General features: G+C 45.6%; 19 protein-coding genes. 17 read left to right on the plus strand and 2 right to left on the minus strand.

Annotation, left to right across the window (positions count from 1 at the left end; all coding sequences use genetic code 11):
• Window positions 1–106 precede the first annotated feature (106 nt).
• From HMPREF2917_RS02030 to HMPREF2917_RS02055, 6 genes are all read left to right on the plus strand, one after another.
• The gene (locus HMPREF2917_RS02030) at window positions 107–1,030 is read left to right on the plus strand and encodes an aldo/keto reductase (RefSeq protein WP_070588844.1); all 924 of its coding nucleotides are present in this window, start codon (window positions 107–109) and stop codon (window positions 1,028–1,030) included.
• A 145-nt stretch (window positions 1,031–1,175) separates the two neighbouring features.
• The gene (locus tag HMPREF2917_RS02035) at window positions 1,176–1,751 is read left to right on the plus strand and encodes a TetR/AcrR family transcriptional regulator (protein ID WP_070588845.1); all 576 of its coding nucleotides are present in this window, start codon (window positions 1,176–1,178) and stop codon (window positions 1,749–1,751) included.
• The gene (locus tag HMPREF2917_RS02040) at window positions 1,748–2,428 is read left to right on the plus strand and encodes an ABC transporter ATP-binding protein (protein WP_070588846.1); all 681 of its coding nucleotides are present in this window, start codon (window positions 1,748–1,750) and stop codon (window positions 2,426–2,428) included. Before HMPREF2917_RS02035 ends, HMPREF2917_RS02040 begins: the two co-directional genes overlap by 4 nt.
• Before the next feature lie 3 nt (window positions 2,429–2,431).
• The gene (locus HMPREF2917_RS02045) at window positions 2,432–3,577 is read left to right on the plus strand and encodes an FtsX-like permease family protein (protein WP_070588847.1); all 1,146 of its coding nucleotides are present in this window, start codon (window positions 2,432–2,434) and stop codon (window positions 3,575–3,577) included.
• 385 nt (window positions 3,578–3,962) lie between these two features.
• Window positions 3,963–5,708, plus strand: a complete 1,746-nt coding sequence (locus HMPREF2917_RS02050) for an ABC transporter ATP-binding protein (RefSeq protein ID WP_031576937.1) — start codon at window positions 3,963–3,965, stop codon at window positions 5,706–5,708.
• Window positions 5,698–7,566 (plus strand): ABC transporter ATP-binding protein, encoded by a 1,869-nt coding sequence (locus HMPREF2917_RS02055; protein WP_070588848.1) that lies wholly within the window; start codon window positions 5,698–5,700, stop codon window positions 7,564–7,566. The genes HMPREF2917_RS02050 and HMPREF2917_RS02055 overlap by 11 nt, the downstream gene beginning before the upstream one ends.
• 327 nt (window positions 7,567–7,893) lie before the next feature.
• On the opposite strand, the gene HMPREF2917_RS02060 is transcribed toward HMPREF2917_RS02055, so the two are convergent.
• Window positions 7,894–8,376 carry a glutathione peroxidase gene (locus HMPREF2917_RS02060; protein ID WP_070588849.1) on the minus strand — a complete coding sequence of 161 codons (483 nt, stop codon included), beginning with the start codon at window positions 8,374–8,376 and terminating at the stop codon, window positions 7,894–7,896.
• 159 nt (window positions 8,377–8,535) lie between these two features.
• Between HMPREF2917_RS02060 and rexB the strand changes: the two genes are divergently transcribed.
• The 3 genes from rexB to HMPREF2917_RS02075 are packed head-to-tail and all read left to right on the plus strand — an operon-like array spanning window position 8,536 to window position 15,785.
• Entirely contained in the window at window positions 8,536–11,802 is a 3,267-nt protein-coding gene (rexB, locus tag HMPREF2917_RS02065) for an ATP-dependent nuclease subunit B (RefSeq protein WP_070588850.1), read from the plus strand.
• Entirely contained in the window at window positions 11,799–15,464 is a 3,666-nt protein-coding gene (gene addA, locus HMPREF2917_RS02070) for a helicase-exonuclease AddAB subunit AddA (RefSeq protein ID WP_070588851.1), read from the plus strand. The genes rexB and addA overlap by 4 nt, the downstream gene beginning before the upstream one ends.
• 3 nt (window positions 15,465–15,467) lie before the next feature.
• Window positions 15,468–15,785, plus strand: coding sequence for a DUF4298 domain-containing protein (locus HMPREF2917_RS02075; RefSeq protein WP_070588852.1), 318 nt, complete (start codon window positions 15,468–15,470; stop codon window positions 15,783–15,785).
• Between the two features lie 524 nt (window positions 15,786–16,309).
• On the opposite strand, the gene HMPREF2917_RS02080 is transcribed toward HMPREF2917_RS02075, so the two are convergent.
• Window positions 16,310–16,480 (minus strand): DUF3042 family protein, encoded by a 171-nt coding sequence (locus tag HMPREF2917_RS02080; RefSeq protein WP_003002781.1) that lies wholly within the window; start codon window positions 16,478–16,480, stop codon window positions 16,310–16,312.
• Between the two features lie 83 nt (window positions 16,481–16,563).
• On the opposite strand from HMPREF2917_RS02080, the gene miaA reads away from it, so the two are divergent.
• The 8 genes from miaA (at window position 16,564) to HMPREF2917_RS11615 (ending at window position 23,235) form a co-directional block, all read left to right on the plus strand.
• Complete coding sequence (gene miaA / locus HMPREF2917_RS02085) at window positions 16,564–17,451, plus strand: tRNA (adenosine(37)-N6)-dimethylallyltransferase MiaA (protein WP_070588853.1); 888 nt, start codon at window positions 16,564–16,566, stop codon at window positions 17,449–17,451.
• Window positions 17,444–18,691 (plus strand): GTPase HflX, encoded by a 1,248-nt coding sequence (hflX, locus tag HMPREF2917_RS02090; RefSeq protein ID WP_070588854.1) that lies wholly within the window; start codon window positions 17,444–17,446, stop codon window positions 18,689–18,691. The genes miaA and hflX overlap by 8 nt, the downstream gene beginning before the upstream one ends.
• The gene (locus HMPREF2917_RS02095) at window positions 18,675–19,304 is read left to right on the plus strand and encodes a cystathionine beta-lyase (protein WP_070588855.1); all 630 of its coding nucleotides are present in this window, start codon (window positions 18,675–18,677) and stop codon (window positions 19,302–19,304) included. The genes hflX and HMPREF2917_RS02095 overlap by 17 nt, the downstream gene beginning before the upstream one ends.
• Window positions 19,305–19,307: 3 nt before the next feature.
• A complete protein-coding gene (gene rnz / locus HMPREF2917_RS02100) occupies window positions 19,308–20,237 on the plus strand; it encodes a ribonuclease Z (protein WP_070588856.1) in 930 nt (309 codons plus the stop codon).
• A gap of 1 nt (window position 20,238) precedes the next feature.
• A complete protein-coding gene (locus tag HMPREF2917_RS02105) occupies window positions 20,239–20,994 on the plus strand; it encodes an SDR family NAD(P)-dependent oxidoreductase (protein WP_070588857.1) in 756 nt (251 codons plus the stop codon).
• 10 nt (window positions 20,995–21,004) lie between these two features.
• The gene (locus HMPREF2917_RS02110; RefSeq protein ID WP_070588858.1) at window positions 21,005–21,715 is read left to right on the plus strand and encodes a class I SAM-dependent methyltransferase; all 711 of its coding nucleotides are present in this window, start codon (window positions 21,005–21,007) and stop codon (window positions 21,713–21,715) included.
• 1 nt (window position 21,716) lies between these two features.
• Complete coding sequence (locus HMPREF2917_RS02115; protein WP_070588859.1) at window positions 21,717–22,121, plus strand: GNAT family N-acetyltransferase; 405 nt, start codon at window positions 21,717–21,719, stop codon at window positions 22,119–22,121.
• Window positions 22,122–22,458: 337 nt separating this feature from the next.
• A complete protein-coding gene (locus HMPREF2917_RS11615; protein WP_235287899.1) occupies window positions 22,459–23,235 on the plus strand; it encodes a hypothetical protein in 777 nt (258 codons plus the stop codon).
• The last annotated feature ends 93 nt before the right edge of the window (window positions 23,236–23,328 follow it).

Raw genomic sequence — 23,328 nt, forward strand, 5'->3', positions numbered from 1 at the left:
ATCGAATTCTAACGAATGACCGATTTCTGTCCTACTCTCTTTTTGATTGCAAATTGACTTTTGCAAGCCTTTTCACTACAATAGAATTACAGAAAAGGAGGCGGACATGAACTATATTGAGTTTGCTGAAAATGAGCGTCTGTCCACGATTGTCCTTGGGATGATGCGGATCAGTCAGATGAGTGAAGATGAGGTGGAGGCCTTGGTGGAGGCAGCCTTGTCGATTGGGATCAACACTTTTGATCTGGCGGATATCTATGGTGATGGCCAGTGTGAGGTCCTGCTGGGTAAGGTTCTCAAGCGTCGTCCGGATCTTCGGGACCAGATGTGGATCCAGTCCAAGTGCGGGATTCGCAAGGACGGCTTTACCTATTTTGATTTTTCCAAAGACTATATTTTGGGCTCTGTCGATGGCATTCTCGAGCGTTTGCAGATCGAGAGCTTAGATAGTCTTCTCCTTCATCGACCGGATGCCCTCATGGAGCCGGAAGAGGTGGCGGAAGCTTTTGATCACTTGGAGCAAGCGGGCAAGGTTCGTCATTTTGGGGTGTCCAATCAAAATCCCATGATGATGGAATTGCTTAAGACGGCTGTCAAACAACCTCTCAAGGTCAACCAGTTGCAGTTGAGTGCCGCCTTTACACCGAGCTTTGAAGCTGGTTTTCATGTCAACATGGAAGGGCCAAAAGCAGCTGTGCGAGATGGCAGTGTCTTTGAGTATTGTCGCTTAACTGATACGGTGATTCAGGCCTGGTCTGTCCTCCAGCATGGTTATTTTAAGGGGAATTTTGTCGGCAAGGAAGAGTTTGCAGCTCTCAATCATGTCCTCAATGACTTAGCGAAAAAATACCAGGTCACACCGACAGCTATCGCCCTTGCTTGGGTCCTCCGCTATCCAGCGAAGATGCAGGCCGTCATTGGAACGACCAACCCTCAACATGTCCTTGAAGCAGGGAAAGCGACAACGGTCACCCTAACCCGCAAGGAATGGTACCAAATCTACTTGGCGGCGGGAAATGATTTGCCTTAGAATCTTGTTAGTAAACCAGATTCCACTCTTATCGGTGGTCTGGTTTTTTTTGTGGTTTTCAGTTTTTTCTTGACAAGTCTTTCTTTTTTATGGTAATCTTTATGCAACAAGTGTTGCGCAACGAATGTTGCGCGAAAGGAGTCTTATGCCACCCAAGGTTAAATTTAGTAAAGAGGCTATCATTGGGACAGCTTTACAATTGGTGAGAGAAGAGGGAATGGCTAGTTTAACTGCTCGAGCATTAGCGGAGAAACTGGGAGCCACACCGAGAGTCATTTTTGGGCAATTTGCCAATATGGCTGAGTTACAAGCAGAGGTTATTGGTGCTGCGGAAATGGTCGTGGTGGGGTATATTCGCAAGGCCTTAGAAGATGAGAAACCTTTCCGATCTGTCGGGGTTGCTTATATCCTTTTTGCCTCAAAAGAGCCCCAACTCTTTCAATTGCTTTTCCAAAATCCTAGCAAAGATCCGATTCGTCGCTTTCAAGATTTTCTTCCCATGAAGGATCATAGTTACCAATTGGTTCTGGATTCGATTGTCGCAGACTATCCTTTGACTGTAGAGGAGGCTAGTCGCTTGTACCAGCATCTATTTATCTACTCACACGGGATGGCCTCGATGGTTGCTTCTGGCATTTATCAGTTCAGCATGGAAGAAGTGATTGGATTACTGACAGAGGTTTGTCAATCTCTCATCAAAGAAATGGTAGGAAAGAAATGATTCAACTAGAAAATGTGCACAAAAGTTACGGGCAAACCAAGGTTTTAAAGGGGATTGATTTGCAGATACAAGACCAGGATGATGTGGTTATCCTCGGTCCTTCTGGATCGGGCAAGTCAACTCTCTTAAATGTGTTGTCAGGCTTAGAAAAGGTAGACGAGGGGCATATCCTTTTTCAAGGACAAGACTTATCACAACTCGCGGATGCTCAATTGACAGCCTTTAGACGGGAGAAGATTGCCTTTATTTTCCAGCAGTATTATCTATTGCCGAATCTGACAGTCAGACAAAATGTAAAGATGGGAGCTGACCTGGCAAACAATCATGATTTTTTACAGATCATCGAGGATTTGGGGCTTGGCGATAAGCTGGACAAGTATCCGAGTGAATTGTCGGGTGGGGAACAGCAGAGAGTGTCCATTGCTCGGGCCTTGGCCAAAAAGCCAGAGATTCTCTTCTTAGATGAGCCGACGGGAGCCCTGGATGAAGAAACAGGGCGCAAGATTCTGGACTATATCTGGAAGTTGAAGGAAAAGCTAGGCTTTACCCTCATCATGGTGACGCACAACCAAAATATTGCGGATATGGCTAGAACCATTATTCGTGTCAATAGTGGCAAGATTACCGAAGTTGTGACCAATGATCAGCCTCAGACTGCCTATGAGATTGGATGGTAAGCCATGTTTTCAGTAAAAGATATTCGAAAATTAGTTGTCGTCAGTATCATTGGGGCTTGTGCGGTCTTTGTGGCCAATCTCTTCTTGAATTTTTATCTGGATATCGAACAGTTGGAGATTTCGAAAACCAATCCCATGATGCAGACCTACTATGATGCCCAAGTTTCGCTTTCTTGGATGGTGGCCATGGTCAGTGGGGTCGTCTTGTCCTTGACGTCGGTCCTTCTCATGTGTTTTTATATCAAACAATTTGTCGATGACCACAAGGAACAATTAGGGATTTTAAAGGCTTTGGGATATAGTAATGGCCAGTTGGCGAAACGATTTTGGGCCTTTGGACTCAGTTTTGGAGCTGGAGCGCTTCTCGGCTATTTTGCTTCATTTCTCATGATGAGACATTTTTACGACTTCCGTAATGAGAAGGGGATTTTGCCAGAAATTACCATTCACCTTCACTGGCAACTCTTGCTTGCTTTGGTGATCCTGCCAACGACCTTCTTTATGCTTCTCGCGATTGGTTATGCTAGAAGACAACTACAAACGCCGGCTCTTCGCTTATTGAAAAAATCTCCAACACCAATCAAGGTCAAAAGGAGAAAGCGAGCTCCTAAGAAAGAGAAAGACTTCCTAAAAGAGCTGTCCTCGTCACTGATATGGGGGAGAAAATCTATCTTGTTTTTTGTGGTCTTTGGATCCATGTGTTTTGCGGCCATGGTTCAATTGTCCTTTGGCCTCAGGGATTACACAGATGACATCATCCAAACCATGATGATTATGATTGGCTTGATCCTTTCTTTCTCGATTCTCTTTTTGTCATTGGGGATTGTGGTCTCAGAAAGTCGCGAAACCTTGGCTCTTATGAAGGCATTTGGCTACACCGATCGTGAATGCCAAAGTCATATTCTCGCTCCCTATCGTTTTTGGGCTTATTTAGGTTTTGTTCTTGGAACGGCTTATCAGTACGGTATCATGGAAATCTTGATTGGTGTAATCAAAGACACAGTTCCTGAAAAGATTGAGCATCACTTTGATGGGAATGTTTGCTTCTGGACCTTGCTTGGCTTTGCGGTAGTTTATGAAAGCCTCTTTTATCTATCCAACAGAAAACTCCAAAAGCAAACCATCAAAGAAGTGCTTTTAGCTGAATAAATAGAAAAGAGAGTGGGACAGAAATCGGTAATTCGTTAGAATTCGATTTCGTCGTCCCACCTCCGCACAGTTGAGTAGGGCTGTATAAGCTGATGAAATCAGCGTATTAGAGCCCACTCAACCACTGCGTCTTGCTCTACAATCCAAAAATAATTGAGAGGCTAGGACTTTTGTCCCAGCCTCTTTTGTACTGGATAAACAGAAAAACGGATGCTGTCTAAAAATCTTGCATTTTTTTGCAATTTAGGTTACAATGAAGACTATAAAAAATGCGTAATCCCTAGGGTCTTTCCCTCAGGGAATTTTGTGTGTTTTGACCTATTTTCGATGGAAAGAAGCTTTGCTTCTACCGCAGGAAAAAGTATGAATAACATTGGAGGTAATAATGATTCGATCCTTAATTTCCGAGATCAAAGAATTCAAGAAGCCCTCGATTTTAGCTTCCTTGTTCATGGTCTTTGAAGTCATGTTTGAGATTTCGATTCCCTTTGTCATGGCGAGTCTTTTGGACCAAGGTGTTCAACAAAGAAACATGAACAATATTTTGTTTTACGGTGGGCTCATGCTGGTCTGTGCCTTTTGCTCCCTCTTTTGTGGGATGCAGTCTGCCCGTTATGGCGCCTATGCATCGGCTGGTTTTGCTAAAAACCTTCGTCGGGCCATTTTCAAAAAGGTTCAAACCTTCTCATTTGAGAATATTGATCAGTTCTCATCAGGTGGGTTAGTCACTCGGATGATGACGGACGTGACCAATGTGCAAAATGCCTATCAAATGGTGATCCGGATCTGTGTACGGGCACCGCTCAATTTGATCTTTGCCATTGTGGCTTGTTTCTTGATCAATCCAGAAATGGCCATGATCTTTGTCTATGTGACCATCTTTTTGGCAGCTGTCTTAAGCATCATCATGAAGATTGTTTATCCACTCTTCACAGAAGTATTTGAAGCTTATGATAATCTCAACAACAGCATTCAAGAAAATATCACCAATATGCGGGTAGTGAAGTCTTACGTTAAGGAAGCAGATGAAACGGTTAAATTCAAGAAGGCTTCGCGTTTGATTTACAACATGTTTATGAAGGCTATCCGTGTCGTTGTCTTGAGTAGCCCAGCTATGATGCTTTCCATGTATGCTTCTTTCCTTTTGATCTCATGGATTGGAGCTCATCTGATCGTCGGTGGCCAACTTTCTACTGGGAATTTGACTTCTATGTTTAGCTACACCATGACCATTCTCATGTCGCTCATGATGTTCATGATGATCTTTGTCATGTTGTCGATTTCTATGGCATCTGTTGAGCGGATCAATGAAGTCTTAACGACCAAAACGACGATTGACTCTCCAGAAAATGGGATCAAAGAAGTCGCTGATGGATCCATCAACTTTGAGGATGTGACCTTTGCCTATACCGATGAAAATGGCGACAAGACCCATGTCTTACAAGGGATTAATCTTTCCATTCGTTCAGGGGAAGTAATTGGTATCTTGGGAGGAACAGGATCAGGGAAATCAAGCTTGGTGCAGTTGATTCCTCGTCTCTATGATGTTGAGTCTGGTCGGGTGACAGTAGCAGGCCACGATGTCAAAGAATACGATCTTGATTCCCTTCGTAAGCAAGTGGCCATGGTTCTTCAGACCAATGTTCTTTTCTCTGGTACGATTAAAGAAAATATGCGCTGGGGAAATAAGGATGCGACGGATGAAGAGATCATCGCGGCTTGTAAGATTGCCCAAGCCGATGAATTTATTCAAGATTTCAAAGAGGGCTATGACACCATGATTGAGCGTGGGGGATCCAACGTTTCTGGTGGTCAACGCCAGCGTCTCTGTATCGCGCGTGCCCTTCTTATGAATCCGAAGATCTTGATCTTGGATGATTCGACTTCAGCGGTCGATACCAAGACAGATAGTTTGATTCGTCAAGGATTGGCAACCAGCTTGAAAGAGACGACCAAAATCATCATTGGTCAACGGATTTCCTCTATTCAAGATGCAGATCGTATTATTGTGATGAATGATGGCCAAATCGATGCGATCGGTCGTCACGAGGAATTGCTTGCGACCAATGCCATCTACCAAGAAGTATATGAAATGCAAACACAAGGGAAAGGAGAAGCAGATGAAAACTAAGAAAAAAGCAAATCTAGGCTCTATCCTTCGCCTGCTCGACTTCCTTTGGAAAAACTACAAGGTATCCTTGATTGTTTCCTTTATCTTAATCATTCTATCGTCTCTTGCGACGGTCAATGTAACAGCTTCGATTCAGTCCTTGGTCGATGTCTATGTGGAGCCTATGCTAAAGTCAAACAGTCATGATTTTGGACCGCTCTTGTCCTTCTTGACACGGGTTGGTTTGATCTGTTTGATCGGGGTACTTGCCAACTATGGCTTTACCTTGATTATGGCGACTGTTTCACAAGACTCGCTTAGAAGTCTTCGAAATCAGTTGTTTGCCCGCATGCAAAAACTGCCAGTTCGTTACTTTGATACCCACCAACACGGGGACATCATGTCTATCTATACCAATGATATTGATGCTCTTCGTCAAGCGATTGAACAATCCATTCCTCAACTCTTATCCTCAGCGATTACCATCCTTGGGGTAACGATTACCATGCTGACGGTTAGCCCGCTCTTGTTCTTGATTGTTCTTGTCATGGTTATCGTCATGGTCTTTATCATCAAGGATGTCTCTGGCAAGTCAGGTCGTTACTTCGGGGCCCAACAAAAGAACTTGGGGATTGAGAACGGCTTTATTGAAGAAATGATGTCTGGTCAAAAAGTGGTTAAGGCCTTTGTGCATGAAAGAGAAAGCATTGAGGATTTTGATCGGATCAATGATCAACTCTTTGAATCCTCTTACCAAGCCAACCGCTATGCCAATGTCCTCATGCCGATTCTTGGGAACTTGGGAAATGTTTCCTTTGTTCTGACAGCCTTGATCGGTGGACTCTTTGCGCTAAACGGCGTCGGTGGTTTAACCATTGGTGGACTCATGGCCTTCTTGCAATTGAACCGTTCCTTCACAGGTCCCATTGCTCAGGTCTCTCAACAATTAAACTTTGTCCTCATGGCCTTGGCTGGTGGAGATCGTGTCTTTGATCTTTTGGACGAAGAAGAAGAAGTCGACCAAGGAAAAGTGACGCTGGTCAATTATGAACTGGTCGATGGAGAAATGGTCGAAACCGATCAGAAAACCAACAAATGGGCTTGGAAACACCCACGTCCAAATGGGGATTACCAGCTTGTCAAGATGGTCGGAAATGTGGTCTTTGATAATGTTGACTTCTCTTATGATGGGAAGAAACAAATTCTTCATGGCATCAATTTGTACGCGGATAAGGGTCAAAAAGTGGCCTTTGTCGGAGCGACTGGTGCGGGAAAGACAACCATTACCAACTTGATCAACCGATTCTATGATATCCAATCCGGAATGATCACTTATGATGGGATCGATATTAAATTGATTGAGAAAGATTCTCTGCGTCGTTCCCTCGGAATCGTTCTTCAAGATACCCACTTATTCACTGGTACGATTGCGGAAAACATCGCATATGGCCGTGCTGATGCAACACGGGAAGAAATCCTTGAAGCAGCTCGGATTGCCAATGTGGATTCCTTTGTTAAGCACTTGGATCAGGGCTATGAAACGGTCTTGACGGATGATGGGGCTGGTCTATCAAACGGTCAACGACAATTGATCGCCATTGCCCGTGCAGCCCTTGCCAATGCGCCAGTCTTGATTCTGGACGAAGCGACGTCTTCGATCGACTCACGGACAGAGAAGATGGTGCAAGAAGGGATGGACCGCTTGATGGAAGGTCGGACTGTCTTTGTTATCGCCCACCGTCTATCGACTATCGTCAATTCCGATGTCATCATGGTGATGGACCACGGACGCATCATCGAACGAGGCAACCATGCTTCCTTGATGGCAGAACGTGGCACCTATTACCGCTTGTACACCGGTGGACTTGAAATTGATTAATAATAGAAAAAGCTTGAGCGTTAGCTCAGGCTTTTTTGGTTTATGGATAATGACTTCTTAGAAACTTTCCTTAGGTGAGTACGGACGTTAGGTGAAATTATCCAGTGGATGATTTCAGCAATCCAGGAAGTTCCATGACTAATTATTGAGCCCCTTCGCTCTTTAATTTCTGGGCTCAGGCTAAAACAGTTTCCCAAACTGTTTTACTCTCAAAACTCCTGAGTGCCTGAAACGTTATTGTTTCAGGCACTTTTCTCACAGCGGAAAGTCTCGAAAATAAATAGCCATTCATCAAAAATCCTGACTACACTTTCAGGCTTTTTTTGCTTATTTCTCAAGTAATTCTTGGATCAAGTCTTCCATGGCAGCTGGTTCTGTTTTGGAGGAGAAGCGTTGGGCGACATGGCCTTGTCGGTCGATGACAAATTTTGCGAAGTTCCATTCGATGCGTTTGCCCAGTGGCCCGGCTGCTTGGTTTTTGAGCCAGTCATAAAGAGGAAGGGCTTCTTTGCCATTGACCTTGGCTTTGGCGAATCGTGGGAAGGTGGTCTGGTAGTTGAGGCTACAGAAGCTATTGATTTCTTCTGCAGTTCCTGGCGCCTGCCCCATGAATTGGTTACAGGGAATGTCTAGGATTTCAAGCCCTTTTTCTTGGTAGCGCAGGTAGAGATCTTGCAGTCCTTGGTATTGCGGGGTCAAGCCACAGCCTGTTGCTGTATTGACCACGATGAGGACCTTACCTTGGTAGTGAGAAAGGGGAATCTCCTCCCCATTCTGGTTTTCTATAGAAAAATCATAAATGCTAGTCATAGGTGGTATCCTTTCTGTCTCTTCAACTTTTATTGTAGCACAAATCTTCTAAAATTGGGCCAAGAGGAGCATGACTTCTTGCTTTAGTCCCTCCTGTGAAAATGATATAATAAGAAGATAACAAGCTCTCAAGAAAATGTCAAAAGGAGAACGGATCGGATGAAATTACTCTATACGGATGTTCGGACCCCCTTGACCCAGGTCCTGACACAAGAAGCCGTAGGGTTAGTAGAACAGGGCAAGCGTGTGTTTTACATTGCGCCCAACTCTCTTTCCTTTGAAAAAGAAGCCAAGGTCTTGTCCTATTTAGAAGGTCAGGCTTCTTTTGCCATTACCGTCACGCGCTTTGCCCAAATGGCTCGTTATTTCATCCTGAATCAGGTTTTTGAGGAGCAACCCTTGGATGACATCGGTCTCGGCATGTTATTTTTTAAAGCTCTTTCCCACATGAAGGAGCAGGATCTCAAAGTTTACGGGGCCCTGCGCAAGGATCCTCAGTTTATCCAGCAACTGGTCCAGCTCTATCATGAATTGCAGACAGCCCAGATGGATTTTATCGATTTGGAGTTGCTCGAGGAAGCTGAAAAAAGAGAGGACCTCTTGGCGATTTTTGAAGCGGTCTCTGAGATGCTGGTCAAGCACCGGTATGAATCCCAGTCCAAGATTGCCTTTTTCCTCAATCAGGTCGAAGAAGGGCAGCTGGAAGAGCAATTAAAGGATGTGGCGATCGTCGTCGATGGCTTCACGCGTTTTTCTGCAGAAGAAGAGGCTTTGATTAGTCTCCTTCACCGAAAAGGGGTGGAGATTGTCATCGGGGTCTATGCCAGTAAAAAAGCCTATCAGGCAAGCTTTAGAGAGGGAAATCTTTACCAGGCCAGTGTTGACTTTCTCCTTCAGCTGGCAAAGACTTTTGAGGTACAGCCACAGTATTGTGGGCAAGCTATCGAAGACTCTTTTAGTCGCATTACCCGCATGCTAGAAGCGCGCTACGATTTTTCACAAGTGGAAAATGAGCTGGAGGACCAAGATCGAACAGCGGTCCAACTCTGGCAAACCAACACGCAAAAAGAAGAGTTGGAATATGTCGCTAAATCCATCCGACAGCGTCTTCATGATGGGGCCCGCTATCGAGATATTCGGGTCTTGTTAGGCGATGTAGAAGCTTATCAATTGCAGCTCAAGACCATTTTTGACCAGTATCAGATCCCCTTTTACTTGGGACGAAGTGAAGCCATGGTCCACCATCCCTTGATTCAGGTCATTGAATCGCTAGGGCGGATCAAGCAGTTCAATTACCAGACAGAAGATGTCATCAATCTATTGAAAACGAGTCTGTATAGTGATCTGACGCAAGAAGAAGTCGATGCTTTTGAGCAGTACCTTCGCTTTGCGGAAGTAAAGGGTGCTACAAAATTTCACAAGCCTTTTACTAGCAATCGTCAAGGTAAGTTCAATCTAGAGGAGCTCAATGCTCTCCGGGAACGCGTCGTAGAACCTCTAGCCCCTTTCTTTTCACAGCGCAAACAAAAGGTGACCCATCTCTTAAACTCTTTTGCAGAGTTTCTGCAAGAGGCCCAACTTTCTCAGAATCTCCAAGCTTTGATCAAGGATCTAGTATTGGAGGAGCAGGAGCGCTATGACCAGGTCTGGAAGGCCTTTCTCCATGTCTTAGAGGAGTTGAACCTGGTCTTTGAGGACCAAGAGCTGACAGTGGATGACTTTTTGGCCCTCCTCTTATCGGGGATGCAATTGTCTCAATACCGGACAGTTCCTGCTACGGTCGATGTGGTGACGGTTCAGTCCTATGACTTGATTGAACCCTTGACAGCGCCTTATGTCTACGCGATCGGGCTGACCCAGGAGCGTTTTCCAAAGATTGCTCAGAACACCTCTCTGCTCAGTGAAGAAGAGCGCCAGCAGCTCAATGAGGCCACCCAAGAAGGAGCAGAGCTCCAGGTGGTGACCAGCGAAAATCTCAAGAAAAATCGCTTTGTGGCAGTTTCGCTCCTCAATGCGGCGACCAACCAACTGGTCCTATCGGCCCCTAGCTTGGTCAATGAAATGGAAGATAGTGTCTCTCCTTATCTTGTAGAATTGGCCAAGGAGCCTATTGCCATCGAATGGACGACCAAACAAGCCCAAGCTTCGAGTGATGATATTGGGACCTACCGGGCCCTATTAGCGCGTGTGATCGAACTCCATCAAGAGGAGATCACGAGTGAGTTGTCTCCTGAAGAAGCCAGCTTTTGGGGTGTGGCGGTACGGGTCTTGCGCAAGAAATTAGCCGCTGAAGGCATCCAGATTCCTCAAATTTCAACGGAATTAAAGAGCCGTCAGCTTCAGTCGGATACGCTTCAAGCGCTCTATCCTGAGGGCAAAGCCTTGACCTTATCCGCTTCTGCCTTGAATGAATACTACAAGCACCAGTATGCCTTTTATCTGCGCTATGTTTTGGGGCTACAAGAGGATGAAACCATCCGGCCAGACGCCCGCAGTCATGGGAATTTCTTGCATCGGATCTTTGAAAAAGTCTTAAAAGATAGCTCCGATCAAGCCTTTGATCGCCGGTTAAACGAGGCGATTCGAGAGACCAGCCAAGAAGCAGAGTTCCAGCAATTGTATGGAGAAAATGGAGAGACCGAGTTTATTCGCAACTTGCTTCTTGATACCGCGAAAACAACGGGGCGTGTCCTCGCCCAGCAAAATGGGATCGAGACCATCGGTGAGGAGACCCTCTTTGGGGGAAGCACCCACACCTCGTATCCATTGTCCGATGGCCGTCTCCTGCAGCTACGAGGCAAGGTGGACCGTATTGATCAATTGAGGGATCGGGGAGCCCTCGGAGTCGTGGACTACAAGTCCAGTCTGACGCAGTTCCACTATGACAAGTTCTTTAATGGACTGAATTCTCAATTGCCGACCTATCTTTCTGCCATTCAGGATTTGAAGGAATACCAAGAGGAGCAGGGGATTTTCGGAGCTATGTATTTGGAAATGGGAGATCCTGTAGTGGATCTGAAAAAGACCAAGACAGTAGAGGATGCCATCAACCAAACCATGAAAAGTCAACAGTACAAGGGGCTCTTTATAGCAGATCAGGCGCCTTATCTGGGCGAGGCCTATGATAAAAACAAGGCTATGATGCTGAGTAAGGAAGAACTGGACTTGCTCCTCTTGTACAACGCTTATCTTTATAAAACAGCAGCAGAAGGGATCCTCAAGGGGCAATTTGCCATCAATCCCTATAGTGAAAATGGGCGCAATATCGCACCATTCGTGGAGCAGTTTAAATCCATCACAGGCTTTGAAGCGGATCGTCACCTAGGTCAGGCACGGTTCTTGACCAAACTAGATCAAAAAGGAATACGCGGTGAAAAGGTGAAAGCCGCGTGGATCGAGAAGATGAAGGAGGTCTTGAACAAATGATCAAACAAGCATTTTTGACAAAAGAAGAAATCAAGGCCCTTCAGGCCCAAGAGGCAGCTTCTACCAAAGAGCAAAAGCGGACGCCAGAACAGATCGACGCCATCTATAGTTCGGGGACCAATATCCTGGTGTCAGCCTCTGCTGGATCAGGAAAGACCTTTGTCATGGTGCAGCGGATACTGGATCAGATCCAGCGTGGCATTTCGATTAAGGAGCTCTTTATCTCGACCTTTACGGTCAAGGCAGCTGGAGAGCTCAAGGAGCGTTTGGAAAGTGAACTTGGAAAAGCCTTGCAAGCAAGTGATGACTCAGAGCTCAAGCAACACTTGGCCCGTCAAATCGCAGATGTCGCCACCAGCGATATTGGAACCATGGACTCCTTTACCCAAAAGGTCCTAACGCGCTATGGCTATTTGCTTGGGTTGGCGCCTCAGTTTCGCATTTTACAAAACGCCAGTGAGCAACGCCTCTTACAAAATGAAGTTTTTCAAGCTGTTTTTGATCGCTATTACCAGGGAGAAAACCAAGAAGCCTTTGTGCAGATGGTCAAGAATTTCACCGGCCAGCGCAAAAATTTGACCTTGTTTAAAGAACAGGTCTACCAGATCTATGACTTTCTTCAGTCGACCAGTGATCCGGAGAAATGGCTGGAGGAGCATTTCCTAAAAGGCTATGAGGAGACTGATTTTGACCAGGTTGAAGGCGATCTGATGGAGAGCATCCAGCAGGCCCTTTATGAGGCAGAAAGCTTTTTTGCCTTTCATTTGTCCAATGAAGGCCAAGCATTTGGTAAGGCTAAATATTTGGAAGCTGTAGAAGAGGTGCTCGATCAGATTGGAAGCCTGACAGGTCGCACCAATAAAGAGCAATTGACCTCTGTCCTAAAGGCGGTCGTGGCGATTAGTCGGGCTTCAAATGGGGGAGCCTTGACCAACAGAGCCCGAAAAGAAGAGTTGAAAGAGTTAGTCACGGCTTATAACCAGGATAAAACCATACATATCAACCGCCTCAGAGACTTGGAAAATCAGCTCTATCAGCTGGAATTTCAACAAGCCTACCACCAAGAAGAAGGCCCCATGCTCTACTTGCTAAGGGACTTTATCAGAGACTTTGCTCGCGCTTATCTGGAGCGAAAAATCCAAGAAAAAGCTTATGAATTTGGGGATATCAGTCATTTTGCCATTCAAATTTTAGAGCAATTCCCAGAGGTGAGACAAGCCTTTCAAGAGCGTTATCATGAGATCATGGTCGATGAGTACCAGGATACCAACCACACCCAAGAGCGGATGTTGGATTTGCTGTCAAATGGCCACAATCGCTTCATGGTGGGGGATATCAAGCAATCCATTTACCGCTTCCGTCAGGCAGATCCACAGATTTTTAATGGTAAATTTAAAGCCTACCAAGAAGAAGGGGCGAAAGGGCGGTTGATCCTCCTCAAGGAAAATTTCCGGAGTCATGTGGAGGTATTGGACGCAACCAATGATGTCTTTCGCCATTTGATGGACGAAGAAGTAGGTGAGATTGACTACAATCAAACCCACTATCTAGTTGCAGGAAGCAACAAGCAGCGGATGGCCTTGCCACAACATCGGGCAGAATTTTTGCTCTATGATGGCTCCCAAGACCAGGAAGAAAAGGCCAATGACGAGGAAGCTACTCTTGGAGTCGAGACGATTTCCAAGGGAGAAATTCTCCTAGTCATCAAAGAAATTTTACGTCTCCATCGGGTGGAAAAAGTGCCCTTTAAAGAGATCACGCTCTTAACGGCGACTCGAACGCGAAATGATGCGATACTGGAAGCCTTTGACCAGTACCATATTCCGATTGTGGCAGATAGCGGACAGGCGCATTATCTTGAGTTACTGGAAGTGATGGTCATGTTGGATACCTTGCGGACCATTAACAATCCCTTGCATGATTATCCCTTGGTTGCTCTCATGAAATCCCCTATGTTTGACTTTGATGAAGATGAATTGGCACGGATTTCCTTACAGACCCTTCCAGAGCAAAAGCAACTGGCCTTCTACCACAAGGTCCAGTTAGCCCTTGAAAAGACTGCAGAGCATGCCAATCTGATTGATGCCAAACTCTCAGCTAAAATCGAGAATTTCCTCCAGGTTTTATCTGCTTGGCGGGCTGCTGCCAAGACCTCTTCACTCTATGATTTGCTTTGGAAAATCTATGAGGATCGTTATTACTATGACTATGTCGGCGCCCTTCCAAATGGTGCCCAGCGTCAGGCCAACCTCTATGCCTTGACGCTTCGGGCCAATGATTACGAGAAGGCCAGCTTTAAGGGCTTGTCGCGCTTCATTGCCATGATCGACAAGGTGATCGAAAATGAACACGATTTGGCCAGCGTCCCTCTGGTGGCACCAAAAGATGCCGTCCAGCTCATGACCGTCCATAAGAGTAAGGGGCTGGAATTCAAGTATGTCTTTATTCTCAATATGGACAAGGCTTTTAACCGCAAGGATCAATCGGGACCGATTATCCTCAGTCGCCAAAAAGGGATTGGCTTTAAATACATTGCCAACCTGCCAGTTGAGACAGAAAATCCAGCCGCCCCTGAAAGCATCCGCCTGCAGATCGAAACACCTTGCTACCAACGCAATGCGGAAGAAACAAAATTGGCCACGATTTCTGAGCAGATGCGTCTTCTGTATGTCGCCATGACACGGGCTGAGCTCAAGCTCTATCTTGTCGGAAAAGGCCGGGAGGACAAACTACATGATACTGATTGGGGGACCAGTCGCAATGGCAAATTGGATCCGGAAAAACGAAAAGAATGGACCTCTTATCAGGACTGGCTCTTTGCCATTCAAGATGTGTTTACCAAGAATACCCTGGCCTATGACACACGTTTTGTGACAGACGAAGACCTGACACCAGACCAGCTTGAGCCACTAGAGAAGGAGAAGGATTCCCGCTTCGATCAGCTCAAGGATATCCGTCAGTCAGAGGATATTCGTCGGGCCTTGGATATCTTGGAAAATGTTGATCGGCTCAATCAGCTCTATGCTCCGGCTATTCATTTACCAAGTGTCCGTACACCTAGTCAGATCAAGAAATTCTACGAGCCGGTGATGGATGCCAATGGCGTCCAGATCATGGATGCAAAGCTAGTTGCGCCTGACTTTGAGCTGCCAACTTTTGGTCAAGAAAAAGCCGTGACAGGAGCCCAGGTCGGTAGTGCTGTCCATGAACTCATGCAGCGCGTGCCTCTTGGAGAAGAAATCACGCTGGATACGCTGCATCAAGCCTTGGAGCAAGTTCAAGCAGAGCCAGCGGTCAAAGCCCGCATCAAGCTAGAGGCCATCCTGGCTTTCTATGAGACGCCTTTGGGGACCTTACTTCAAAGAGAAGCCCCTCGGGTTCATCGTGAAGCCCCCTTTGCCATGCTGAAGAAAGATCCAGCTAGTGGAGAGGACTTTGTCGTGCGGGGGATCTTGGATGGGTATATCGTTCTAGAAGATCGGATCCTGCTCTTTGACTACAAGACAGATCACTACAAGTTCCCTAGCCAATTGGTCGAACGCTACCGAGATCAGCTCGATCTCTATGCAGAGGCTCTTCGCCGTTCCTATGGCCAAGAGCACGTTGAAAAATATCTGGTACTTTTAGGTGGCCCTCATCTAGAAGTGGTGAAAGTGGAGTAACACATGACAATTGCAAAGGAAAAAATTGAACGCATCCAAAGGATGGAAGGTTATTTGAATGACTATGCTAAGACTTTGGAAGATACAAAAAAAGCAGTGGATCGACTAAAAGAGCATCAAGAGAGCTATATCCAACTGCGCGATTATTATAGTAGTCAGGCCTATTTTGACGACTTGGACCTGTCCAATCAGGCTGACTTTCCAGCAGATCTTCCTTGTGGTGTCTTGTCTGAAGATGCCGTCTATGATTTGTTAGACGAGCATTTTCAGATGGGAGTTGAGCTCTTGGAGATCGCAACGAAAATGATCAAAGAACGGTGAAATTTCAATCTAAAAGCTCCGGGAAACCGGAGCTTTTAGATTGAAGACAAACGTCATCATAGAAACTTTCCTTAGGTGAGTACGGACGTCAGCGAACTTCGAAGAAGTTCCATGACTAAATCAAGATACAAAGGGCGTCTGCGGATAAAGTCAAAATAGGAAGTTTGACGCAGAATCTTTCGATTCTAGGAGGACTTATCTTTTTGACACAATCCGCAGCCCGTGTTCAATTATTTTTGAGCCCCTTCGCTCTTGAAATTCTTAGCACAGGATAAAACAGTTCCCCGAACTGTTTTACTCTTAAAACTCCCGAGTGCTAGAAACCATCGTTCTTCTAGCACTTTTCTCACGGCGGAAAGTTTCAGTATATCTTTGAATGAGCCTAAAAGTATATATTATTCTAAGTTTTTAAGCATCATTTATGTTAGCTTATCTTGACAAAACCTACCAGTAAAAGAAAATTTTCCAAAATGGACTTTTTCTTCAGCAAAAAAAGCTCCGGTTTCCCGGAGCTTTTTGTTGGATTAGTGTGAGACACGACGACGTGCTGCTTTTTTGCGGTTTTCTTCGATGAAAGCTGCTTTTTGTTCTTCTGGCTCGATTACTTTTTTCTTGAATGTGTAAACTGCACCTGCGACAGCAGCAACTGTACCAGCAACACCAGTAACAAAACCTTTACCAAATCCTTTAGCCATGAGAATTTCTCCTTTTCTGAACTTTAAATATTTATGTTATAATATATGGTAACGAAAAAACGTGAATTTTGCAAGGAAAAACGATGAAAACCAAGATAATTGTGATTGTGGGACCGACTGCTGTTGGAAAAACAGCTCTTGCGATCGATTTGGCACAAGCTCTCAATGGTGAAATTATCAGTGGCGATAGTCAACAAGTCTATCGCAAGCTGGATATTGGAACAGCCAAGGCGACACCAGAAGAGCAAGCTGCAGCTCCCCATCATTTGATCGATGTCCGGGAGGTGACCGAGTCTTACTCGGCTTTTGATTTTGTAAGAGAAGCTAAGGCTGCGATTGAGGATATCACAGCTCGAGGCAAGCTTCCTATCATTGCAGGTGGGACGGGTCTTTACATCCAAAGTCTGCTCGAAGGTTATCATCTAGGTGGTGAAGTTCCTCATGAAGAGATTCTGGCCTATCGCGCTCAATTGGACTTGCTGTCGGACGAAGACTTGTACCAAAGAGTGGCGGAGCAAGGACTTGTGATTCCTCAACTCAATCGACGTCGGGCCATGCGGGCTCTTGAAATTGCGCATTTTGGGCAGGACCTCGCAAACGAAGAGACCGATTATGAACCCTATCTCATCTGTCTAGATGATGAACGGTCCTTGATCTATGATCGCATCAATCGCCGAGTAGATCGCATGCTAGAGGAGGGCTTGCTGGATGAAGCTCGGTGGCTTTATGATGACCATCCGGAAGTTCAGGCAGCTAAAGGCATTGGTTACAAGGAACTCTTTCCTTACTTTAAGGGAGAACAGAGCCTTGAGGAAGCCAGTGAGATCCTCAAGCGCAATACGCGTCGTTTTGCCAAACGGCAGCTGACCTGGTTTCGAAATCGGATGGAAGTAAAATTTTACGCCATTTCTGCCCCCCACTTCAAGGAGCAGGTTCTTGCAGATGTAAAGGAGTTTTTACAGCATGATTGAAACAGAAAAAAAACAAGAACGCATCCTTTTGGTCGGTGTGGAACTTCAAGGCATGGACAATTTTGATATGTCGATGGAGGAGTTGGCGAGCCTGGCTAAAACAGCCGGTGGAGATGTCCGGGGCTCCTATACACAAAAGCGGGAGAAATACGACACCAAGACCTTTGTCGGCTCAGGAAAACTCGAAGAAATCGCTCAAATGGTCGAAGCAGATGAGATTACGACGGTAGTGGTCAATAACCGCCTGACCCCCCGTCAAAATGTCAACTTAGAAGAAATCCTAGGGGTCAAGGTCATTGACCGGATGCAGTTGATTTTAGATATCTTTGCCATGCGGGCTAGGAGTCATGAAGGGAAGTTGCAGGTACACTTGGCCCAGCTCAAATACCTCTTGCCACGTCTTGTCGGTCAAGGGATCATGCTCAGCCGTCAAGCTGGGGGAATTGGTTCTCGTGGACCAGGGGAAAGTCAGTTGGAGTTGAACCGCCGGAGCGTTCGCAATCAAATCACCGATATCGAGCGCCAGCTCAAGGCAGTTGAAAAGAACCGGGAAACCCTTCGTGAAAAACGTTTGGAATCACCTGTTTTCAAGATTGGTTTGATCGGCTATACCAATGCAGGAAAGTCGACCATTATGAATCAGCTGACCAGTAAGAGCCAGTATGAAGCCGACGAACTCTTTGCGACCTTGGACGCAACAACCAAGAGCATCCATTTAACAGGCAATCTGCAAGTGACGCTGACCGATACGGTTGGCTTTATCCAAGATCTACCAACAGAACTAGTATCGAGCTTTAAGTCGACCTTGGAAGAAAGTAAGAATGTGGACCTCCTGGTCCATGTCATCGATGCGTCTGATCCCAATCATGAAGAGCATGAAAAGACGGTACTTTCGATCATAAAGGACCTGGATATGCTGGAGATCCCTCGCTTGACGCTTTACAACAAAGCAGATAAAGTAGCAGACTTTACACCAACCCAGACACCTTTTAGCTTGATTTCAGCGCGCTCTGAGACAGCCCGTGAAGATCTCCAGGCTTTGCTTCTAGAAAAACTGAGAGAACTCTTTGTTCCCTTTACCATTCGGGTTCCTTTTTCAAAATCTTATCGGACACATGATTTAGAAATGGTTGCGATCATTGACCAGCGCGAATTTGAAGAGGATGTCGAGGTCATTCAAGGCTATATCGCAGAGAAAAATAAGTGGAAGTTGGAAGAATTTTATGACGGATTACGTTGATTTAGCAATAAAATATGGAGGCTATACCAGCCTCGATCGGGTCTATCTGACCAATCTTTTAAGCACGATCCCTGAGGAATTGCGTCTCCGTGTGATTACGCCTCCGCCAAGTGTGATCAACGCTTATTTCGCAGAGCTCTACCAAAAGAAGAGTCCCAAGGAGGCCATGGATTATTTCTTGGACTTGAGTCGGGCATTTGACTTATTCACAGTTCAGCAAAGCTTTGATGAACGGAAACCTTTTATCCGCCTCAACTTATCAGGGAAGTCTTATGGCTTGGCCTACGTAAATGAAGAGCTAGCTTGTGTCTTTGCTGAACATCCAGCAGAGGCTATCACCCCTGCCATTTTATTTGAAGTCGCAGAGATCTTTCCGCATTGTTTGATCTTTGAAAAAGATGGCAAGATCTGTCTGCAAGAGGCCGGCCCAGAAGGGGTCACTAAAACAGAAGCCCTCTCTGCCTTGACTGACTTGATGACCTTGGAAGATGGACGCTTGAAACTGTCAGGATATAACCAAGAAGAGCTCCTCGAGCTAGTGCAAGACTACCCAGGCGACCTTTCTTTCCGTTCAGAGAACCGGACGGCCATGATTTATATAGATAGAAAGTAGACAATGGACATTCAATTTTTAGGAACGGGAGCTGGGCAACCCTCAAAAGCCCGTAATGTATCGAGCCTAGCGCTCAAATTGCTGGACGAGATCAATGAAGTCTGGCTCTTTGATTGTGGCGAAGCGACACAGAATCAAATTTTAGAAACGACCATTCGTCCGCGAAAGGTTAGCAAGATCTTTATCACTCACCTACACGGAGACCATATTTTTGGTTTGCCAGGTTTCCTCTCTAGTAGGGCCTTTCAGGCCAATGAAGAGCAGACGGATCTGGATATCTATGGACCAGTAGGAATCAAATCCTTTGTGATGACTAGTCTTCGCGTATCAGGCTCTCGCCTGCCTTACCGCATCCATTTTCATGAATTCGATGAACATTCTCTGGGTAAGATTTTAGAAACCGATAAATTCACGGTTTATGCGGAAGTTTTGGACCACACCATTTTTTGCGTGGGTTATCGGATCATGCAAAAAGACCTCGAAGGAACACTGGATGCGGACAAGCTCAAGGCAGCGGGCGTTCCATTTGGACCGCTCTTTGGCCAGGTCAAAAATGGACAAGATGTCACCCTGGAGGATGGCACTAAGATCATTGCTGCGGATTATATTTCAGCCCCTCGGCCTGGTAAGATTATCACGATCCTCGGAGATACCAGAAAGACTGATGCCAGCGTCCGCCTTGGAGTCAATGCGGATGTCTTGGTCCATGAGTCCACCTATGGCAAGGGTGATGAGAAGATTGCTAAGAAACACGGTCACTCGACCAATATGCAGGCGGCAGAAGTAGCGCGTGAAGCAGGGGCCAAGCGCCTTCTTCTCAACCACATCAGTGCTCGCTTCTTATCAAAAGACATCAGCCAATTGCGCAAGGATGCGTCCAGCATTTTTGAAAATGTTTATGTCGTCAAAGATTTGGAAGAAGTGGAGATCTAAGATGCGAACCATTCTCATAACAGGAGCAAGTGGAGGTTTGGCCCAAGAAATGGTCAAGCTCCTCCCTGAAGATCGGCTGATTCTCCTAGGCAGAAATCAAGAAAAACTGGAAAAGCTCTATGCCAGTCATCCTCAAGCTGAATGCATCGGGATCGATATCACTGATTCCTCAGCTGTCCAAGACTTGGTAGAAGAGCTCTATCAGCGCTACGGACAGATTGATATCTTGGTCAACAATGCAGGCTATGGGATTTTTGAGGCTTTTGATCGCATTTCTGACCAGCAGGTGCAGGAGATGTTTGATGTCAATACCTTTGCCCTCATGCAGCTTTCACGCTTGATGGGTGCGCACATGAAGGAAGCAGGCAAGGGGCACATCGTCAACATCGTCAGCATGGCGGGTCTTGTCGCAACTGCCAAATCCAGCCTTTATTCGGCTACTAAGTTTGCGGCCATCGGCTTCTCCAATGCCCTGCGGTTAGAACTCATGCCCTTTGGTGTCCATGTGACGACGGTCAATCCAGGCCCCATTCGGACCACTTTCTTTGACCAGGCAGACCCAGATGGAAGCTATGTCAAGGCTGTAGACCGTTATATTTTGGAACCAGACTTTGTGGCTAAGAAGATTGTGAAAAACTTTGGAAAACCAAAACGCGAGCTCAATTTGCCTTGGCTTTTGAACTTGACCCACAAGCTCTATACCCTTTTCCCACGCATCTCGGACAAGCTAGCCAGCAAGATGTTCAATTTCAAATAGGAGGAGATCGATGGCTGCAAATATTCAAGCTTATTTAGAAAACCTCCAGCAACCCTGGGGACAGATCTATTATGATATCCTTTTTGAACAATTGAAGGACATCAAGGGAAAGCGAGTGCTTGATTTTGGCAGTGGCTTCGGCCTTGTAGCCAATCACCTGGCACAAGACAATGAGGTCCTTGCTGTAGAACCAAATGAAGAAATGGTGGCCTTGCGGGTCCAGGACCATCCCTACCAGCAACTCGTTGGGAGTTTGGACCAGATAGAGAGCTTTGAAGATGCCAGCTTTGAGGTCATCCTCTGCCACAATGTCTTAGAGTATGTAGAGGATCGCAAGGTGATTCTCAAGGAATTGACCCGCCTCTTGAAACCAGGAGGCCTGCTCTCTATCGTCAAGCACAATGAGGTTGGCCGCGTCCTGCAGACCGTCGTTTTTGAAAATGATCCTCAGAAGGCGCTTGATCTCCTAGCAGGTCAGGACTTGGAAACCCACTCCATGGGCTTGGCTCAGGCCTATGATCTCAGTGTGGCAGTAGAAGACCTAGCCCTCGAAGTTCAGGACTACCAAGGAATTCGTGTCTTTTATGCCTTGCAGGACAATCGCTTTAAAGGACAAGAAGGCTGGCGAGAGTCTATGCTCAAAATGGAGCTGGCCGTTTGCCAAGAGTTCCCTTATCGGGATATCGCCTTCTTCCAGCACTATAGGTTAAAAAGGAGTTAAGATGTTACATTATAAAAAAAAAATTCCAGCGATGACAGACCTACTCGCACTCTACAGCTCAGTCGGCTGGACTAATTATACTAACAAGCCAGCTATGCTAGAAGAAGCTGTCAAAGCCAGTCTCTGGCAGTTGGCCGTCTATGATGAGAAAGAGCTCGTAGCCTACATTCGCTTGGTAGGAGATGGTCACTCTGTCCTGTTGGTGCAAGACCTCTTGGTACGACCAGATCACCAGCGCCAAGGCATCGGAAGGAAACTCTTAGAAGAGGCTTTAGCGACCTTCCCAAATGTCTATCAGCGGCTCCTCGTCACAGAACGTAGCGAGAAAAATCTAGCCTTTTACCAGTCCCTGGGCTTTGTCGAATTGTCAGAGCAAGCCTGTACAGGGATGATTTATATGAAATAAAGAGAGTGGGACAGAAATCGGTAATTCGTTAGAATTCGATTTAGTCGTCCCACCTCCGCACAGTTGAGTAGGGCTGTATAAGCTGATGAAATCAGCGTATTAGAGCCCACTCAACCACTGCGTCTTGCTCTACAATCCAAAAATAATTGAGAGGCTAGGACTTTTGTCCCAGCCTCTTTTTTTGTTTTTCCTGACATTCTTTGTAAACAATGGTAGAATAGAGTTAGATTATTGAGTACCTTGATCAGCATTCCAAATTATGATAACCCTTCATCCTATAGTTCTTGCTCGTTCCCTAGCTCACTTTTGGAAATTTTCTGTTTTTGGAGGTAGATCTATGAAAAACAAACCTTATTCTTTTTTACTCCTAGTTCCCATCCTATTCTTAACGATGTTCCTAACCAGTTGTAAATTCATGACATCGAGCGATTATAAAAAGGCTAAAGAAGTTGTTAGCAGTGAGCTTGCTCAAGTTGGTTTGCATGGGAAAGTAAGCATCACTCAGTTATCCTGGACTGCCCTAGAATACCCACAGTATCATGTAAGGTACACATACTCTGAAAAAACCTACGATGATCAAATGGTACGATTGGAAGATGAAACTACTTTTAAAGATGACTGGTCGCTTAATAGTCTTATATTTCTAGAATATAAGGAAGCTTTCTTGGAGCAGAAATCGATTAAAGAACTGGAAGATAAAATTGAGGAACAATTAAAGAAGCAATCTCTCGGCCTTCCTATTAATTTCTTTAGCTTTTTAGGTAACTTTCATCCTGATGAAAAAGAAGCAATTCTGGATAGCATCGCTAAGCAAAATCTCAAAGAAGGGAAAAAAGACTTTGCCGGATACTATCAAATCCCTCTTCAAACTTTGATAGATCAAGAGCTTGTACGTATGACTATTTTTGTCGATGATAGTGCATCTGTCACTACGGATCAAGACTTGAAGAAGGCTGCGAAAAAGCTAGATGCGAGCAAACTACCGAATGGTGCCTATAGATTCTACTATTCAAAAGGTGGTGGCGAAAAATCCATCGGTTACTCCTTCAAAGTTAAAGATGGAAAAGTTGTTTTTTATGAAGATCAAAAGGATGAACTAGAAGAACAAAACTAAAAGAGTATTCTTGAGTAACCTAGTAAGGCTTAACAAATCTATTTTTATAATGCTACTTAAATGAGAGTGGGACAGAAATCGGTCATTCGTTAG

Source organism: Streptococcus sp. HMSC061E03 (genome assembly GCF_001813505.1).
Classification (GTDB): Bacteria; Bacillota; Bacilli; order Lactobacillales; family Streptococcaceae; genus Streptococcus.